Origin of the sequence: Oscillibacter sp. (genome assembly GCF_032060045.1) — a bacterium.
GTDB lineage: Bacteria > Bacillota > Clostridia > Oscillospirales > Oscillospiraceae > Oscillibacter.
This window is the reverse complement of record NZ_DAMBZJ010000003.1, coordinates 30,892-48,506: the sequence shown is the minus strand read 5'-3', so window position 1 is coordinate 48,506 and position 17,615 is coordinate 30,892. Positions and strand designations below refer to the sequence as shown.

The window sequence follows — 17,615 nt, the reverse complement described above, 5'->3', positions numbered from 1 at the left end:
TGAACAAATTTTGAATAAAGGCTATGTTTGTAAACAAACTATGAAAGGTGCCTTGGGTCCGTTGACATTTCTAAGGCCGGACGCTATTATGAACACATCAAGCGAAACACTTGATACATTTCTCCAATTTCTCCCTCTCCTTTCTCTATACCATACAGGCAAAGCGGACGGCTGGCAGGCCGTCCGCTTTGTCGTATTCCGCCCAAAAGGCCCGGCGTAAGCCGGGCCTTTTTTGGTGGGTCGCTGTTCAGATTATATAGTTGCCGCCGGAATCGGAGGCTGTCAAATCCGCCACGGTGATATTGTCAAGATAGTCTCGGATGACCTTGTCCAACCCGCGCCACATGGGAAGCGTGCGACATTCCGCCATTCTGGAACAGGAGACCGACTCCCCCTCCAGACAAGCGACGGGGGCCAGAGATTCCTCCGTCAGGCGCAAAATAGCCCCCACGGAATACTCCTCCGGAGACCTTGTCAGGCGATAACCACCGCCCTTGCCCCGCAGCCCGGCCAAAAGCTTTCCCTTGACCAGAAGCTTGATAATGCTCTCCAGATATTTCTCTGAGATATCCTGCCGCTCTGCAACCTCCTTCAAAGGGACATAGCCCTCCGTCCGGTGTTCGGCCAAATCAATCATCACCCGCAGGGCATAGCGGCCCTTTGTTGAAATCAGCATATTAAAATTCCTCCACATGTGATAAACCTATTATATAATACGGTTAGTGGGGAATCAACTGAAAGCTTTGGAAATTTTTTCCCCTTGCCTATTGACAAATCCAAAAAGAATGCGTATAATCCATATTAACCTACTTGAAAGGTTGGTAATGATATATGAATTTCAGACTGTCTCTGCCCGCCGGATTTCGATGTCCTCCCGTTTTTCACACCCGGAGGGGAGCGTCCCGCTAAACCGGATGAACAACATCGAATGAATTATAGGAGGAACAGACAATGAGCAATATTTATACTTCCGCCGATCAGTTGATCGGAAAAACTCCGTTGCTGGAACTGAGCCACATTGAGAAGGAAGAAGGTCTGGAGGCCCGGATCCTGGGCAAGCTGGAATACTTCAATCCCGCAGGCAGTGTGAAGGATCGCATTGCAAAAGCCATGATCGACGACGCGGAAGCCAGCGGCAAGCTGAAGCCCGGCTCCGTCATCATCGAGCCCACCTCCGGGAACACAGGCATCGGCCTTGCCTCCGTGGCGGCCGCCCGGGGTTATCGCATTATCATCGTCATGCCGGAAACCATGAGTGTGGAGCGCCGCCAGCTGATGAAGGCCTATGGCGCTGAGATGGTGCTTACCGAAGGGGCAAAGGGCATGAAGGGCGCCATTGCCAAGGCGGAGGAGCTTGCGGCGGAAACACCGGACAGCTTCATTCCCGGTCAGTTTGTCAACCCCGCCAACCCGGCGGTGCATAAGGCGACCACCGGCCCGGAAATCTGGGAGGACACAGACGGGAAAGTGGATATCTTCGTGGCGGGTGTCGGCACCGGTGGCACCGTCACAGGCGTGGGCGAATATCTCCGCAAGAAGAACCCCAATGTGAAAATCGTGGCGGTGGAACCTGCGGCCTCTGCCGTGCTGGGCGGTGGCGCGCCGGGAAGCCATAAGATTCAGGGCATCGGCGCGGGCTTTGTCCCCGACGTGCTGAATACCTCGGTCTATGACGAGGTGATTGCTGTGGAGAACGATGATGCCTTTGCCGAGGGCAGAAGAATCGGCAGAGCCGAGGGCGTTCTGGTGGGCATTTCCTCCGGCGCCGCGGTGTGGGCCGCTGTGCAGCTTGCCAAGCGGCCGGAGAACAAGGGCAAGACCATCGTGGCCCTGTTGCCGGATACCGGCGACCGCTATCTCTCCACTCCGCTGTTTGCAGATTAAACGACTTTGCCCGGGACCGCCGCGTATGCGTGGCGGTCCCGGACTTTTGCGCGTATACCGGTCTTTCTTTAAAAACCTCAAACGGAACATTTTATTGGTAATAAGCGGAGGTAAATTCGCAAAAACTTAACAGGTGCGTACTTGCAAAATTTTTCGTTTATGATAAGATAGACAGAACAAACTGCCGGTTGCGGAGATGGGCCGGCATAAATCTGTCATCAGGAGGTGGGACCATGGAGATTCATGAATCGGCGGAGGACTATTTGGAGTCCATTTTGGTCGTGCAGGAGAGATTGGGATCCGTGCGCTCCATTGACATTGTGAACGATTTGGGCTATTCCAAGCCCAGCGTCAGTATTGCCATGAAAAAACTGCGGGAAAACGGATATATCTCCATGGCCGAGGATGGAACGATTACGTTGAGCGACACCGGCATGGAGGTTGCCTCCCGGGTTTACCGGCGGCACAGAACGCTGACGGAGCTGTTTACGTTTTTGGGCGTGCCCCCGGAGATTGCTGCGGAGGATGCCTGCAGAGTGGAACACGATCTTCACGAGGAGACGTTTGCCCTCGTGAAGGACTTTTTGGAGAAAGCCAAATCGGGCAGAGACTCCCTTTAAGGTACAGGGACCAGAGAAGGAGAAGGCAATGGATTACGCGAAAGAATCCCTTCGGCTCCACGGGGAGTGGAAGGGAAAAATTGAGGTGGTGGCCGCCGTTCCGGTGGCCACGCGGGAGGATTTGTCGCTGGCCTATACCCCCGGCGTGGCCCAGCCCTGTCTGGAGATTCAAAAGAATCCGGACAAGAGCTACGAGCTGACCCGGCGGCACAACCTGTGCCTGGTGGTCACAGACGGTAGCGCCGTGTTGGGCCTGGGGGACATCGGCCCGGAGGCGGGCATGCCCGTGATGGAGGGCAAGTGTGTGCTGTTCAAGGCTTTCGGCGGGGTGGATGCGTTCCCCTTGTGCGTGAAAAGCCATGATGTGGACGAGTTTGTCAACACGGTGTATCATATTTCCGGCAGCTTTGGCGGCGTGAATCTGGAGGATATCGCCGCGCCCCGCTGCTTTGAAATTGAGCGGAAGCTGAAGGAAAAGTGCGACATTCCCATCTTCCACGACGATCAGCACGGCACTGCCATCATCACGCTGGCGGGGCTTCAAAACGCGCTGAAGGTGGTTGGAAAGCATCTGGCGGACGTGAAAATCGCGGTGAACGGGGCCGGCGCTGCTGCCGTGGCCGTAACCAAACTGTTGCTTGCCGCGGGAGCCAAGGACATTGTCCTGTGCGACCGCACGGGAATCATCTACCAGGGCCGGGAAACCGGCATGAACTGGATTAAAATGGAGCTGGCGCAAGTCACAAACCCCCGGAATCTCCGTGGCGGGCTGAAGGAGGCCATGGTGGGTGTGGACGTTTGCATCGGTGTGTCTGCTCCCGGCTCCGTGACGGCGGACATGGTGCGCTCCATGGCTGCGGACCCCATTATTTTTGCCTGCGCCAACCCCACGCCGGAGATTTTCCCCGACGAAGCGAAGGCGGCGGGTGCGCGGGTGGTGGCAACTGGGCGCAGCGACTATCCCAACCAGATCAATAATGTTTTGGCTTTTCCGGGTATTTTCCGGGGTGTCTTTGACGTGCGCGCCAGCGACATCAACGAGGAAATGAAAATGGCTGCTGCGCAGGCACTGGCGGAGTTGATTTCCGGAGATGAGCTGAACGAGAACTATATCATCCCCGCCGCCTTTGATCCCCGGGTAGGCCCGGCGGTTGCAAAGGCCGTGGCGGAAGCGGCTCGGCGCACGGGCGTTGCCCGCATCTGAGGTGTGTTCCCAATAGTCTCTTTTGGCAAGATGGCCGTGGGAGAGACCGTAATTCCCTCACAGGCAGGCATTGCCGCACCTCAACTGGCGGTCGCGATAAAGAGGGTGTATCTTTAAAGAACGAAGCGTTAACCGAAATACAAACAAAAGCAGGACAGAGGCTTTAGCCCCTGTCCTGCTTTTGTTGCGTGGACTTCGTATATGGCCTTCCCAAGACGGTGGCACAGGCGCCTTTCAACAGGCGAACTAAAGAACAATCCGCCTGGCTCTGCCCTTACTTTCTTGCCTTGAAGCCTCGGACATACTGCTCCGGCCAAGGGTATTCTATGTTCAGGTCCCGCGCCGTATGAAGGACCCAATAGGGGTCCCGCAAAAGCTCGCGGCCCAAAGCAATCAGGTCCGCCCGGCCCTCACCCAGAATCTGCTCCGCCTGATGGGCTTCGGTAATCAGGCCCACGGTAATCACGGGCAGACCGGAGGACTGCTTTAAAATCTCCGCGGCTCTTACCTGATAGCCGGGATAGATTGCCGTCGGTGGCGTGGGCATCACGCCGCCGGAACTTACGTCCAGCACATCGATATACGGCTTCACCAGTTCCACGATTTTGACCATTTCCTCCGGATGGATGCCCTCCGGCTCATAATCCTCGGCGGAGACGCGCAGAAGTACGGGCTTTTCCGCTGGCCAGACCTCATGCACCGCCCGCAGCACCTCCAGCAGGAAGCGGCAGCGGTTTTCCGTGGAGCCGCCGTAGCCGTCCGTACGGCGATTGGTGAGGGGGGAAAGAAATTCATTCATCAGATACCCATGGGCACCGTGGATTTCCAAAGCGTCAAAGCCGATGGCTGCCGCCCGGGCGGCAGCGCTGCGAAACGCCTGAACCACGTCCCGAATCTCCTCCTCCGTCATCTCTTTGGGTACGGGGGATGTTTCTTCAAAGGGGATGGCACTGGGGGCGAAAATCGTCTTCTCCTTGGCCTCGCACTTACGCCCCGCGTGGTTGAGCTGAATGGCCACCTTGGCCCCATATTTCTGGCATGTGGCAACAAGCGGCTTCATCGCCTCGGCCTGCCGGTCGTTCCAAAGGCCAAGGCATCGGTCAGAAATGCGCCCCGGGGGCAGAACGCCGGTGGCCTCCACGATGATCAGCCCCGCGCCGCCCACGGCCCGGGAGGTATAATGGGTGAAGTGAAAGTCTGTGGGTACGCCATCGCCTTCGGTGCTGTACATACACATGGGAGGCATGACGATTCGGTTGCGCAGTGTCATGTTTTTTACGCTGAGCGTGTGAAACAGGTTCATAAGTTGTTCTCCCTTCTGCCGCAAGGCCACAAAAATTTCCTGAAATGATATGGCTATCATAGCACGGGCAGGCGATCGATGCAATGAGAAGGCGAGGAATGACCTGCTATTTCACAGAAAAAGCGAGCTGAATCGTACCCGACGGGCCTGCAAATTCTGAGTTTGCGTATCGTTCGCATTATTAACCGCTCCGCCCTTGGCGTATTCACCAATTGACAAATTATGAAAACTATTGTATAAGTTAAACCTATGGTTAGTCATATCTAACCGCAACCTAGGAGACAATGGGTCCAAAGAGAATAAGGAGGATATTTCATGGGACAGAAGTTGCGCAGGCGAGGAATAAGCTTGATGATGGCACTGGTGATGCTGCTTTTGCTGGCAGCACTCCCGGTGTCTGCGGCTCAAACGGTGGTTACCATCAAGGATACGGAGATCACAACAGAGACAAGAACATTAACCGTAAATTTAACCCAAATCCCGGCTTCTGGAATTTTACGTGTTTTTCAGTTTAACAGTGGTACGGAATATAATTCCGACCTGTTTAACAATGGCACATATCTATTCGCGCAGGGGTTTATCACCAATCTCAAGGCCGGAGACAATGAGCTGACGCTATCCGCATCGCCTATTGCGGGTAAAACAATTGTTGCCGTTTTGCGGGATGGGACTGGCGACAGTCCTGTGGATTACGTTTCTGAGCCGCTCGTTGTTGCGGGAAGTCCTGTTGTCACAGACCCCAGCGCCATTTTGGCAAATTGCCGGGTCAGCCTGCAAATGGAGGGGATCGAACGGACGGAACCTTTTCGTGAGAATGAGACTTCCGTGGACGTGAACGTCTCTCTGGACAAGTCTATTGAGGCGTGTGCGTTGACGATTTACGCCTATGCCGGCAACACGATTTTTAATCCGGACGCGGCGTATAACAAGCGCCTTTGGTCGGGCTCGGTGAAGGATGGCGATGCAGTCACCTGCGACTTTAACGCAAGGAATCTGCCGCTGAACGTGGGATATAAAATCATTGCCTGCTTGAACGTGCCGGTGGGGGAGGATTACTATCGTCCCATTAACTCTCAGGCGCTGCAGGTTGTTGATCATTCCGGAAATAGCTTTGAAGATTATACATATCCCGATGTGGCAATTGACGAGACGATCCTTTACGCGGGGGCGACCTCGTTACACATTAGCCTGACTGGTGATGAGCGGTTGTTTCAGGCAGTGAGGGACGGAAAAACCAGCATCACGTGCGCGGTGGCCCAGTATCCCGATGGAGACACCTTTGACTTTGAAAGCGGAAAGCAAATTCCCCTGAAAAATAATTTACAGTCGACCGATGCTTTCCATGGAAAAGAACTTCAGCTCAACGAGCCGCTGCGTGAGGGCTATCGCGTGCGCGCTGTGGTTTATTGGATGCAAAATCAGGACCTGTTTTTGCCGAAGGGCAACGACTATGAAGCGGTTTTTAACCGCCCCGACGACTCGGTTTTGGTTTCTGCCGCGCCCAGTCAGGATACGCTGACGGTTGCAGTTAACGGGCCGGTTGCGAGTGATGCGGAAAGTGTTTCCGTCACTGTTGGCGGCGCTGTGCCAGACGGCTCGATATTACTTTTGAAAACCTATCCGGCGAGCGCAACGGAATTTGCGCAGGACGCGGGAAAGCCCTATGGGATAAACACAGCCCCGGTGACAGGCGCAAATACCGTCCTTCCCAATACCGGAGTTTCCCTGATTCCGGGCAACCAATTGGTGGCATTTGTTATAAATGGCGGGGCGGCTGCTGCGCGGTCTCAGCCGGTGACGGTGGAGGCCACGCCGGATTTGACGCTTGCTTTGGTTAACAAGCTGACGGCGGAGAGTACGCAGGCTGTGTTTCAGGTGACCGCGCGCAATAGCGGCATCACAAACCTGAATGTAGTGAAGCTCTGCAAACTGGTTAACGGCGTGGCCAATACGGACGAACCACTGGAAACAAAGACAGGACAAAGCCCGGGGCAAATTGCCTTTGACATCAACCCCGGCGCGCTGGCGGCAGGGGATCAGGTGTGCCTGGTCATTACATATGTAAGCGGTGAGGTAATTACTTTTACCAGCGGCGCGTATACCGTTGCAGCCGCGGCCCAGCCAGGGGTTCCTGGTGTGGCCTTGCAAGATTCTGAAATTACAGCGGAGACAGTGCGTATTGAAGTATTGCTGGAAAACATTCCGTCTTCGGGAATCTTGCGGATCATTCAAATGGATGCCAATGAACCATACGTGAGCGGTAAGCTCAACGATTATACAAGCCTGTGTTTCTCTGTGCTGGGCAGTTTGACCGAGGGGGTGAATACGCTTGCACTTTCTTCTGCGCCCGCGCCCGGAAAAAAAATCTGCGCCGTGGTGAGAGACAGTGGCGCCAACCCAATGGCAGATTACATCTCTGATCCGGTGATTGTTTCCGGAGAGGTCGTGGTTCCGGCCCCCACCGCGAAAATTCTTGATGCCAAAGTAACCGCCGGAATGACACATGTGAGCGCCAAGATGATGTTTGATGCTTCGGTGGGCGCAGCTTCCTATACGCTCTATCAGTTTACCGAAAGCGCACTGGACCTCAAGACTGCCACGGCGCTGGTCAGCGGAACGCTCCCCATCAGCGCCGCCAACCGCACGCTCTATGTTAGAGCCGGAAGCTTAACTGCCGGAGCTAATTTGCAGCTTATGGTCTCAGCGGGCGGCCAGCAGACTCTGTCGAATATTGTGACGGTGCAACCCTCTCCAAACTGGGGAAGGCCCTATGCGGCGTTTGAGGCTGCCGCAATCCTCACCGATGCAAAGACCGTTCCTGTTACGATTGATTATTCCGATCATTATTTGGAGATGGGCGATGACTTTTATTGCACAGCCACAGTCTATCAGTTCCCTGCAAACTACACGGACAGGGAATTTGAAGAGGAGGAACTGTGGGAAGGCCCGAAAGCGACGGTGGTTGGACAAATCAGCAGCCGCTCTGGCGACATTGCCAAGGGAAAGGTGGAAATTCCGGTGCGGGAGGGGTCGACGCTCATTCCCGGAAATCGTCTGATCGTCAAGCTTCGTCTGCCGCATACCGAATGGGCGGAAGAGGAAGTTGACTATTTTTCCGTTTCCGCGCCGATTGTCAGCGCGGGTACCTCGATGGCAGGTCCAAAGGTTGCGCTATATAATCTGGGCGAGGATACTTCCCGTGGAGTGCGGCTGAGAAGCATTTTGTCCGGCTTGGGCATTGAAGTGCTGGATGTTTCGGATACCGAGCTGAACCAGACAGTGGGATACCTTGCGGGCCTGGATGGATACGAACCGGCTGAGAAGCCGTATTCCGGCAGTGGCGCGGACACAGAGTTTATGCTGATTTGCAATTTGTCGGATGCGCTGCTGGATCGCTTTTTGGCAGGGATGCAGGCGGACGGACTGCGCATCGACCACAAAGCTGTGGTGACCGAATACAACCGTGATACGCAGTATCACGAGCTGATTGACGACATTGCCGAGGAGCATGAGGTGTTTCAGGCGTTGCTGGCGCTGGATGCCATGGTTGCCCAGGCGCAGGCGTTGCGCGAAGCCGAGTATGGTGTAAAAGAGAACTGGGCGGCACTGCAGGAAGCCATCACCGCCGGTATTGAGGTTCTCAAACGTTATGAACCGACGCTGGAAGCTCTGACAAACGCCAACTGCGCGCTGCAAGAGCAGTATCTCCTGATTACGGAGAAGACGGTTCTCACCGGCACAGCAGCCATTTCCATTGAGAAATCCGAAGATGATACCTATGTGATGACGGCACAGGTGATAGGAGGAGAAAAGGACACGCAATATCGCTATGCTTGGAGCACTGGAGCAGACACGCAGTCGATTTCCGGCATTGCCCCGGATAAGCTGATTGGTACCACGGTGAAGATTACCGCCGATCAAAAATTTGGCTCCCTCAAGGCCCAACTGGAAGTGCCCAAGGCGCCTCAGGCAACGGTTCAGCCCCGGCCCACCAGCTTGGAAGTTCGATGGGCAACACCCGAAAACAAGAATAACCGGCCGATGCCCAATTGCTACGTCATTTCGCTCTATCAAGGCAAGTCGCTGCTGAAAACGCTGACGACGGAAGCGTCAGTCACCTCCGCAACCTTTGACGCGCTCTCCGCGCAAACGGAATACACCATTACGAGCAATGCAATTAGTCCCGTGGGTCAAAGTGACAGACTTACGCTTTCCGCAGCCACCACAAACTCTTCAAGCGGCGGCAGTTCTGGCGGCGGTTCCTCTGGCAGTTCTTCAGGCAGCGGAGTCCCGGTCGTGAAGACGGCCACCAGCGGAAATACGACCACCGTCACTGCAAGTGTGACGCCCACCGTCTCCGGTACAACGGCTAACGTCGTGGTAAGCAGTGCAACAGCCACCGACGCGGTGAGCAGTGCTTTGGCGGCGGCCCGAAAAAATTCCACCGCGCCTGTGGTGAAAGTGGCGGTAAACACTCCGCCCAAAGCCGACGGCCTGTCGGTTACAATTCCGGCAGACCCACTGGAAACACTAGCCAACCACAAGGATGCGGCACTGACGATTACGTCCAGTGTTGCACATATGACTCTAGACAGCGATGCGCTAAAAGCAATTGCGCGTCAGGCCGGGACGAACGTGACCGTCTCCGTGAAGCCCGTCACAAGTTCCAATTTGAACACGGATCAGCAAAGAGTGGCGGGTGGCAACCGGGTGTTTGAGATATCCATTGCCAGCGGCAGTGCTGCCGCAATCCATGATTTGAGCGGTGGGACTGCGTCCGTAAGCATCCCATATACTCTGGCGGAAGGCGAGACGGCAGCGGCGCTGACGGTCTACTATCTGGCTGACAATGGCAGCTTGACAGCATGTAAGACCTCCTACGACAGAACGTCCGGCATGGTGACATTTGTCACACCGCATTTTTCCAAATTCATGGTGGGCTATCGTTCGGGAGCTTCGTTTACCGATGTTTTCAGCGGAGCATATTATTATGATGCAGTGCAGTGGGCGGTGGAGCAGGGGATTACCTCCGGGAACTCTGCAAACACATTTGCTCCCGGCCAGAGCTGCACCCGTGCGCAGATCGTCACACTTCTCTGGAGGGCCAATGGCTCTCCCATCCCTGACACCATGGAAAACCCGTTTGCGGATGTTCAAAAAGACGCCTATTACTATCATGCAGTCCTCTGGTCGGTGGAAAAGGGGATTACCAGCGGCTTCAGTACAACCACATTTGCTCCAAATGCAGTAAGCAATCGGGCGCAGGTGATAACGTTTCTCTGGCGTGCACAGGGAAATATGGCGGTTTCTGGGGCCGGATTCCCCGATGTGAGCGCGGATGCATACTACGCGCAGGCGGTAACTTGGGCGATGAATCAGGGCATTGCCGCTGGCCGCAGCAACGGCAAGTTTGTGCCTGCCGATTTCTGCACCAGGGCCCAAGCCATCACATTTCTTTATAGAACGATGAACAACTGATGCAAACATAAAGACTACTGCGTGGCATCCATGTCATGGCCACGGCGGAAGATCATTAAACATCGCTTTGGTAAGCAAGCGCCCTTGGGGAAATCATTCCCAAGGGCGCTTTTGGTTGAAATTGGTAAAAAATTGGTGTATACTGGAAAGGGTGAAAGTATTTCAGAATCCTACGTAATGCAGTTCATTTGTATATTAATATACCTAGTAATCTGCCTTTAATGAGAAGCACATCAAAATTTTAACAACGTTTTACATAATTACATTATCACAGATGGATTCTCCGCGCTTCCCATCTCCAAGACTTATCCAGTAGTCCATTCTTTATGCATTTAAGTCGCCACTTTTTGCTTTGGACTTGCAGATAAGCTGCGTTGTCGTCCCCATAGGACAATAGACACACCAAGACCGAGGCTTGTAAAGCACCATTGTAATGATTCCAAGCAAGGTAGAGGTCAGCATTAAACTGTAAAAGCCAAAGGCAAACTGGGAAATCCAGCGCGGTAGCATCGTCCCATGGTGAGCCCAGTGCCACGGCAACCGGAAGGTCCATAACAGTTTAACAAACTGCCCCAGCTCCTGCACCCCGGAAAACACCAGCCAGGTCGTCCACAGCATTTGAAAGAACATGACAAAAAAGAAAGCCGTGAAAGAGTAGCGGAACCAACGGCTGCGCAGGAAGGCGGGCGGATTCTTGCCACGGGAGAGCCCAAATCGGCCGCCCAGCAAAGTGAGCAGTTGCCCGCGTCCGCAGTAGCGGTTGCAGTAGGCCTTTCCGCCGCCGGCGAGAGAAATGGCAAGCGGGATCAGGAAGCACAAAAGCCCCACCCAAGCAAAGAGAATGTTGAAAAAACCCAGCCCCAGATAGAGCAGCGTAAAGATCCACAGATAATCATACCAGCGCTTTTTCACGGCTGCACCTCCCAAATGTCGATCACGCCTGCGGGACAGGCTTTGACGCATTTTCCACAGCCCACACAGCTTTGTTCGTCTACACGGGCGCGCACACCCCGGTCGATTCGGATTGCTTGCTTCGGGCACACCGCAACGCAGCAACCACAGGCTACACAGGCATCTCCAACGATGGCGTTTCGCAGTTTCCTTTTCTCTTGCAATTTTGCTACCTCCAAGTTTGATAATTTATTATACAAATTGTTGCGCGACAAGATTTTTGAGAAATAGGGACAAAATAGTTGAGAAAAAATTAGCCATTTCTTAGAAGTAAATCTAACACTTGGTAACGGGAGAGTAGCGGCTGCTGCTCTCCCGTTTTTGCCTTATGCTTTCAAGTAAGAAGAGTTAACCCAACGGTCGGTTCCAACTCTTACCCAAGCTCCCCGAACCTCCAGAACTGTGACTACGGTATTGCGCTTCAGGCTGTCCACAATCGCGCCGCCCGGAGCAGAACGGACATTCAGAGCGCTGGCTGTCACGGTGCGCTGATAGTATGGATTTCGATAGTACGCCAAGAGCAGCGTGTACACAATTATGCGCTGAAGAGGCTGCACAGCACGATCTGCTAGATATCCTTGTGTGCTCCAGCTTCCATCATAACGAAGGATATCCACACAGCCGAGGTCAGTAAGCGCCTTGACAGCTTCCGTCGATGTTGCTCCGAAGACTTTCTGACAGAGCAGCCATACCGGGGTTCCATCCTTTTTGAATCCAACCATCGTTGTGCCATTCCGTGCGAAAGACTGTGCGGCTGCGGCTTTGGCTCCATTTTTCAGCATAGGGGGAACTGCCGGACAATAATTCAGCTTCCCGGCTGCACTGGCGGGCACATCTCGGCCCAAATTCCCATCTGCATCAATGGTCACGCCCCAGTCCTGATATCTGGGTACCAGCAATGTCCGACCATCCACAATCAGTCCCTCATTCGGGATAAATTTTTTGAGGTCGAAATAGCCAAGGTTTATGATCCGTGCACAATTTTTTGAAGCCTTAATTTGCTGCCAAGTCAGCTTCTCTGTATTGACAAAGATTTCAAAACGGTAGTCGTGATTTGAGAGGGCCTCCGTAACAAATTTACTCATAAGTACACCTTCAGATTAAAATATAGTGTGGCTTGCGTTCTTCCCCCGGCCACAGAATCCACCGGAGCCAGTCAAATACGACAATCCCAGCCCCGGCTACGATACACCAGATCAGCGTCCACTTAGGGCATATTTGCCCCCATAGGTTGCCCCAGCAGTGGGAGTAGTCCCAGATACCCAGCTCAAGCCAGCAGTTCAGAATAATGCCCGCACCCAACTCCGCCGCCGTAATGCACAGGCCCCCGGTGATGGCTTGCCGCCATAGCGGTGTATCCCAACTCATCATCTCATTGGCTCGGTCAAGCGGAATGCAGATGATTGCTGCCAGAATCAGCATCGTCCAGTTGATGGACTGTGCATGGCCGGTAACGGTCTTGAAGACCACCTCCACAAGAAAGTATACCGCCCCGCCAAACAGCCAGAGAACCACGGATTTGAGCGCGTTATGCAGTCTCATCATCAGCACTTCTCCCCAGCATGGCAACAATCTGCTCGTCACACTGCGTCTGGTAGTCCTCGGGCAATGCCGTACTCCAATCCACCGCAGCGGCCTCGGTGAGCTTGTCCGCATCGGCCAGATCGTGGGCCAGCTGTTCCAACCAGTCAGATCGGATTTTGCAGGAGATGATGTAGGCATAGCCAAGCTGAAACAGCTCCATGAATTGCGTTGCCGTGTAGACCTCGTGCGTCACCCGGCTACCGTCATGCCAAAGGGCCTCCGTGGCTCCGGCCTGCACTGCTGCATACTGGGTCTGCAAGTCTCGCTGCTGTATCTCCGTCAGCGTGTAGTGCAGAGGCCCTCGCCCCAGCACGTCCGCGTCGAAGCCCCCAGTGATGGCCTCGGCACAGGCGACTTTAATAGCCGCGCTGCGCTCTGCCTTAATTTCCGCCGCCGTGGGAGATGCCGGAATCGGCTCCGGCGTGTTGGAAAGAATCACGGTGTTGCCCCGGATACGCGGGTGCAGGTAGTCTGCCACCGTATCCGTCCGTAGGCACATACCGCCGTCTGCCGTATAGAGTGATACCGTTGCTCCCAGCTCCTCCGGGGCCTCATCCAAGGTGTAGCGCACCTCGCCGGGGCTGATGCTCTGGTCGAGCACGGTGTGGTGATTGTTGGTTTTGGTTGTGATGTACATAGTTGCTCTCCCGAAATTTTTTAATAAATTCAGTTATGCAAGAAATCCATAGCAAGCCCGTACCTCAGACGTTGGAGTGGGGCCAATATAGGAACTTGTGAAATAAAAAGTAACAGTATCACCATTCACAGTGCCACTACTACTTACTGGATATTTTGTATTTCCTGGTGAGGTAATAAATCCGTCAGCATGATAGCTACTGTTGCTTTCAACCTGATAAACGTCGGCGCAAACCCAATTCCCGTATGAGGGAATCGTAATTACCCTAAATCTAAGGTCAGAGGACTGTGGGGGAATATTACTTATAGGAACAGAAAATCTAACACCAAATTGACCACCTGTATTCGCCGAGGCTTTCAATTCTATAATATTTGAACTTCCTCCGCCCCGTCTGGCAATAATGCACTCACCCATTGCAAGCACCTCTGCGGAGATGTTCGCAACAGGCAGACAAAACTAATTGTGTGTGTGTGTGTGTGTGTGTGTGTGTGTGTGTGTGTACACGTACGCGGACTTATGTTTTCTTGTCATGGACTGTTCCTCCTTACATTCCAGTTGCCCAAAACCAATAAACCTTAATAGGGCTGACAGTTCCATTGGTTTGTTTGACCTGCAACAAAATATCGTTTCCACTTTTTACTAACCGGCCAAGCATGATTCCTTGAACTCCATTGCTTGTAGAGAGAGCCATTGAGATTTCTTCCCCCGCATGTGTAAGGATAATGTCGTAATTATTTGGAAGTCCGTTGTACGCTTCATTCAGAATAGCTACGATTCTTTTGATGCCGATTGCAGAAATAGTTGCTAACGTGTACCAATCACTATTGATTGGTAAAGTCGCAGGACCCGAAAATCTAGTGTAGTCGCTTGAATTATTAGCTGTAAATCCTTTGGAACTTTCCCCGCTTCTGCGGGATACCAATGCCTCTCCCATCACCGCACCACCTTAAACTGCACAGGAAACGCCACCGTGGGCGCTTCCGTGCACCAGATTTGCACGCCGCCGTCATAGGTCGTCGCCCGCAGCACCTTGCCCCATGCCTCGGCGTAGAGCTTGTTAGCGGCATTATCGCTCCCCATCAGGATATCCGCAACCGGGTTATCGCTGGCCAGCATCCCCGGCACGGACACGTTTTGGTAAAAGAAATCCCCGGATGCCGTCCACGCCACCGGCACGGTGGCCGTCAGGGTAGTAGTCGCCGCCGCGCCGATCTGCCCGCGCGTTACCCCGTGGGGGTTGTCCGTGCGCCCCGCGTGGGCCGCGAGGTTAGCCTGTACCGCCGCCGCGCTGCCGGAGGGGTCCGCCCCGATCTGCGCCGGTGTCAACGGGTCGCTGCCTCCAGGGGCGTGGCTCGAAGCATGGAGCCTCGCAGCATAAGAGGAGCTTTCCGTAAATGCCGCGCTGCCGAGACTTGCAAACCATTTCTTTGCTTTGCCAAACAACACCGCCAGCGTTTCCCCGGACTGAATATTCGTGCGTTCCGCAGCTTGGGTAAAGGTAACGGTATTGTTACTTACCGGATCATCAACGCCGATATAGAGGGGATTGCCGGACGGGTCAAACGTGATGCTGGCGGCGTCCTGCGTTTTAATCAGCAGCTTTAGCCGCTCATAGATCACAACGCCGTTTGCCCGCGTATCCAGAAACTCGCATTCTTCTCCGGCATTATCATAGAGATAAAGCCCCTCCTGGCTGGTGTCCGGGTCCACACCCATCAAGCCCAGCTCTCTGTACGGAAAACCCTCCGTAAAGTCGCTGTTGTCCAGCGTGGAAACAATGGCCGCTACCGCGCCTGCTTCTGTCAATTGTTTTGCATCCACGAGCATTGAATACCGCTCACTGACCAGGGCGGTACGGTTCACCATGGAGCCGTTCCCCAGCAGGCCGTCACCGATGACCACCCGTGAGAGGTGGAGGCCCTTCCCCAGCTTGCACTTCGCGTCCAGATTCTGTCCGAACGTCGTGAGTTTTAAGTTTGTAAATGCCATATTGTCACACCTGCCTGATTGTCATTTGCCGCCCGATCACCCGGACCGCGCCCTGATAGACCGCTGCGGAATATCGCTGCTCCTTTGAAACCGTAAGCAGAGCACCGGCGGGCTTAATCTTGTTGAGCTCCTTCAGGAGCAGTGTCTGATCGTCAAGCACGATCTTTCCACCGATGAACTGCACTGTGGCCTCTGCCCACTTTTCCGGGTTCGGGTTCCGCTCAATTGAAACATTGTCATATCCAAACGCCTTTGCAACATAGAGAATTGCCTTATTGGTCCCCGCCTCAGAGGCAATAATAGATTTCATGGCCAACCGTATGCGGTAGTTATTGACCATCTCGCCCTTCAGGCGAACCATGCCCCGGTCAAGACCATGCATCTCTAACACGGGTTCCCTGGCGCTGGCAATCATCGACTCAGACCGGACGCGGAAAACATCCTGCTTGGTAGCGTCAAAGAGCTTCCCGATCACGCTGAAAAAGATGGCCCACTGGTTGATGCTCTTTTGGACCTTCCTCAGCGGAGCAAACAACAGGGCGTGCATATAGTCGCCGAAATTGCTGGCCATCCTATACCTCCTGTATCGTGACGGTGATGGTTCCGGGAACGATCACAATGTCGGTGGCAAGAATCAGATCGTCCGCCGGGGCCGTCACCTTGACATTCACAATAGATGTGATGTCCCGCCGAATCGCATAGATCAAATCGGACTGCAGCAGCTCGTTCAAATTCCGGTCCTTGGAAATTTTCATAATGGACTGGATCGTCGCTGTAACCCGATCAACCAGCCCGTCCGTGTTGGTTCCCGCTGTCACAGATACTGTCACGCTGATATCGGCGGAGGAAATGGTGGAGCTCTTCACCAGCACATCATCATAAGGCGCTCGGATTTCCTCCGCAGCCGCCGAAACCAGCGACAGCAGCTCCTCAGTAGCAGCGCCCACCGTGGAGGTTACGATGATGTCAATGGTACCTTGGCCTCGGGGATGCTGGTCATTCACCCGGACAAAGAGCACGCCGGAGACAGCCTCGCAGACGTTCTTGTATTTCTGTGCAATCGGCATCGTGGCCACGTCCGCCCAGGCATTGAGTAGCCGCTCCCGCAGAGACTCATCATCCTCAATGTCACTGCCTTCCCGCGTGATCCAGCCTGTACCATTGGTAATGGCGTCAATGCCGCTGAGATGGGTCAGGCTCTTTGTAATCTTGCCTGCGGCAACATTGTAGAGAACGCCCTCTTTCTCGGCTTCTACCGGAACATCCACACTGAGGGAGCCTTGCTGCAGGACCGTGTTCGCAGTGACGAAGAAGCGCAGCTCCGTGCCGTTGATATCCTTCTCCGTTTTAAAAACGCTCCCTGCCGGAATCGTAATGGCCGCACCGTCTGCGGCACGGCTCAGGGACACACGCCCCTGCGTTTTGACCGCTGCCTTCCGCTTCTTGGAGAAGTCCGCCGCCTTCAGCTCCAGCCATACGCCCGCAGCGCTGGAAACAAACATATTGCTGAGGACGCTCCGAAGAAGCTGCACAAGCTCAATCCGAATCCGGAAGGCGATCATCAGGAGTGTGTAGAACACGCCGCCCGAGTTGAAGTTCGTGATCGCAAAGCCTTTTGCCTGAAGCTCCGTCTTGGCTTCTTCCATCAGATCGTCAATCTCCGGTACCGGAAGAATCTGATCCAGAATGCTGGAATCAATTGCCACTGCTAACCACCTCCACGCTGATAGAATCAATTATGATGGTGAGGTCCCTGGTCTCCGTCTCGTCCGTAAACCGGAAGGAGCAGTGAAGCAGGAACGCATCGTTACTGTAGTCGACGCTGACTTCAATCGAATCCGGGGCGATGGCGGCACGGCTCTGCAGGCCGGTCCGTGCCCGCTGCGCAATCTCCAGCCGGGTCAGGCCATCATCCTCCGACCGGATAAAGTCGTAGAGGCTCCAGCCCCAGTCGAGATCATAAAA

15 protein-coding genes and 1 pseudogene are annotated in these 17,615 nt (G+C 54.2%); 4 read left to right on the top strand and 12 right to left on the bottom strand.

Going from position 1 to position 17,615, the window contains the following annotated elements:
• Positions 1–247: 247 nt before the first annotated feature.
• Positions 248–676, bottom strand: a complete 429-nt coding sequence (locus RT018_RS02165; protein ID WP_312938904.1) for an RrF2 family transcriptional regulator — start codon at positions 674–676, stop codon at positions 248–250.
• Between the two features lie 275 nt (positions 677–951).
• On the opposite strand from RT018_RS02165, the gene cysK reads away from it, so the two are divergent.
• The 3 genes from cysK to RT018_RS02150 all read left to right on the top strand — a co-directional run bounded on the left by cysK (position 952) and on the right by RT018_RS02150 (position 3,708).
• Entirely contained in the window at positions 952–1,884 is a 933-nt protein-coding gene (gene cysK / locus RT018_RS02160; protein ID WP_312938903.1) for a cysteine synthase A, read from the top strand.
• Positions 1,885–2,117: 233 nt separating this feature from the next.
• Positions 2,118–2,504 carry a metal-dependent transcriptional regulator gene (locus RT018_RS02155; RefSeq protein ID WP_312938902.1) on the top strand — a complete coding sequence of 129 codons (387 nt, stop codon included), beginning with the start codon at positions 2,118–2,120 and terminating at the stop codon, positions 2,502–2,504.
• 28 nt (positions 2,505–2,532) lie between these two features.
• The gene (locus tag RT018_RS02150) at positions 2,533–3,708 is read left to right on the top strand and encodes a malic enzyme-like NAD(P)-binding protein (protein ID WP_312938901.1); all 1,176 of its coding nucleotides are present in this window, start codon (positions 2,533–2,535) and stop codon (positions 3,706–3,708) included.
• 274 nt (positions 3,709–3,982) lie between these two features.
• Here RT018_RS02150 and namA read toward each other — a convergent pair whose 3' ends face one another.
• Positions 3,983–5,011, bottom strand: a complete 1,029-nt coding sequence (namA, locus tag RT018_RS02145) for an NADPH dehydrogenase NamA (RefSeq protein ID WP_312938900.1) — start codon at positions 5,009–5,011, stop codon at positions 3,983–3,985.
• Between the two features lie 315 nt (positions 5,012–5,326).
• Between namA and RT018_RS02140 the strand changes: the two genes are divergently transcribed.
• The gene (locus tag RT018_RS02140; protein WP_312938899.1) at positions 5,327–10,489 is read left to right on the top strand and encodes a DUF3783 domain-containing protein; all 5,163 of its coding nucleotides are present in this window, start codon (positions 5,327–5,329) and stop codon (positions 10,487–10,489) included.
• Positions 10,490–10,813: 324 nt separating this feature from the next.
• Here the strand turns inward: RT018_RS02140 and RT018_RS02135 are convergent, their stop codons facing one another.
• From RT018_RS02135 to RT018_RS02090, 10 genes and pseudogenes are all read right to left on the bottom strand, one after another.
• Positions 10,814–11,401 (bottom strand): 4Fe-4S binding protein, encoded by a 588-nt coding sequence (locus RT018_RS02135; protein ID WP_312938898.1) that lies wholly within the window; start codon positions 11,399–11,401, stop codon positions 10,814–10,816.
• Positions 11,398–11,604, bottom strand: coding sequence for a 4Fe-4S dicluster domain-containing protein (locus tag RT018_RS02130; protein ID WP_312938897.1), 207 nt, complete (start codon positions 11,602–11,604; stop codon positions 11,398–11,400). The genes RT018_RS02135 and RT018_RS02130 overlap by 4 nt, the downstream gene beginning before the upstream one ends.
• A 162-nt stretch (positions 11,605–11,766) precedes the next feature.
• The gene (locus RT018_RS02125; RefSeq protein WP_312938896.1) at positions 11,767–12,525 is read right to left on the bottom strand and encodes an SH3 domain-containing protein; all 759 of its coding nucleotides are present in this window, start codon (positions 12,523–12,525) and stop codon (positions 11,767–11,769) included.
• A gap of 10 nt (positions 12,526–12,535) precedes the next feature.
• Positions 12,536–12,985 (bottom strand): hypothetical protein, encoded by a 450-nt coding sequence (locus tag RT018_RS02120; RefSeq protein ID WP_312938895.1) that lies wholly within the window; start codon positions 12,983–12,985, stop codon positions 12,536–12,538.
• Positions 12,969–13,661, bottom strand: coding sequence for a hypothetical protein (locus RT018_RS02115; RefSeq protein ID WP_312938894.1), 693 nt, complete (start codon positions 13,659–13,661; stop codon positions 12,969–12,971). Before RT018_RS02115 ends, RT018_RS02120 begins: the two co-directional genes overlap by 17 nt.
• A gap of 544 nt (positions 13,662–14,205) precedes the next feature.
• Positions 14,206–14,595, bottom strand: coding sequence for a hypothetical protein (locus RT018_RS02110; RefSeq protein WP_312938893.1), 390 nt, complete (start codon positions 14,593–14,595; stop codon positions 14,206–14,208).
• On the bottom strand, positions 14,595–15,650 hold the full coding sequence (locus RT018_RS02105) for a hypothetical protein (RefSeq protein ID WP_312938892.1): 1,056 nt from the start codon (positions 15,648–15,650) through the stop codon (positions 14,595–14,597). The genes RT018_RS02110 and RT018_RS02105 overlap by 1 nt, the downstream gene beginning before the upstream one ends.
• Before the next feature lie 4 nt (positions 15,651–15,654).
• Positions 15,655–16,221, bottom strand: coding sequence for a hypothetical protein (locus tag RT018_RS02100; protein WP_312938891.1), 567 nt, complete (start codon positions 16,219–16,221; stop codon positions 15,655–15,657).
• Between the two features lies 1 nt (position 16,222).
• A complete protein-coding gene (locus RT018_RS02095; protein WP_312938890.1) occupies positions 16,223–17,356 on the bottom strand; it encodes a baseplate J/gp47 family protein in 1,134 nt (377 codons plus the stop codon).
• Positions 17,346–17,615: pseudogene (locus RT018_RS02090) on the bottom strand (DUF2634 domain-containing protein); the annotation flags it as partial. The gene RT018_RS02095 and the pseudogene RT018_RS02090, both read right to left, overlap by 11 nt.

What these genes read in the sequence shown, in the direction of transcription:
- RT018_RS02140 (WP_312938899.1), top strand. Translation starts at nt 5,327, where the DNA reads ATGGGACAGAAGTTGCGCAGGCGAGGAATAAGCTTGATGATGGCACTG.
- RT018_RS02120 (WP_312938895.1), bottom strand. Translation starts at nt 12,985, where the DNA reads ATGATGAGACTGCATAACGCGCTCAAATCCGTGGTTCTCTGGCTGTTT.
- RT018_RS02105 (WP_312938892.1), bottom strand. Translation starts at nt 15,650, where the DNA reads ATGGCATTTACAAACTTAAAACTCACGACGTTCGGACAGAATCTGGAC.
- cysK (WP_312938903.1), top strand. Translation starts at nt 952, where the DNA reads ATGAGCAATATTTATACTTCCGCCGATCAGTTGATCGGAAAAACTCCG.
- RT018_RS02115 (WP_312938894.1), bottom strand. Translation starts at nt 13,661, where the DNA reads ATGTACATCACAACCAAAACCAACAATCACCACACCGTGCTCGACCAG.
- RT018_RS02150 (WP_312938901.1), top strand. Translation starts at nt 2,533, where the DNA reads ATGGATTACGCGAAAGAATCCCTTCGGCTCCACGGGGAGTGGAAGGGA.
- RT018_RS02125 (WP_312938896.1), bottom strand. Translation starts at nt 12,525, where the DNA reads ATGAGTAAATTTGTTACGGAGGCCCTCTCAAATCACGACTACCGTTTT.
- namA (WP_312938900.1), bottom strand. Translation starts at nt 5,011, where the DNA reads ATGAACCTGTTTCACACGCTCAGCGTAAAAAACATGACACTGCGCAAC.
- RT018_RS02155 (WP_312938902.1), top strand. Translation starts at nt 2,118, where the DNA reads ATGGAGATTCATGAATCGGCGGAGGACTATTTGGAGTCCATTTTGGTC.
- RT018_RS02100 (WP_312938891.1), bottom strand. Translation starts at nt 16,221, where the DNA reads ATGGCCAGCAATTTCGGCGACTATATGCACGCCCTGTTGTTTGCTCCG.
- RT018_RS02110 (WP_312938893.1), bottom strand. Translation starts at nt 14,595, where the DNA reads ATGGGAGAGGCATTGGTATCCCGCAGAAGCGGGGAAAGTTCCAAAGGA.
- RT018_RS02165 (WP_312938904.1), bottom strand. Translation starts at nt 676, where the DNA reads ATGCTGATTTCAACAAAGGGCCGCTATGCCCTGCGGGTGATGATTGAT.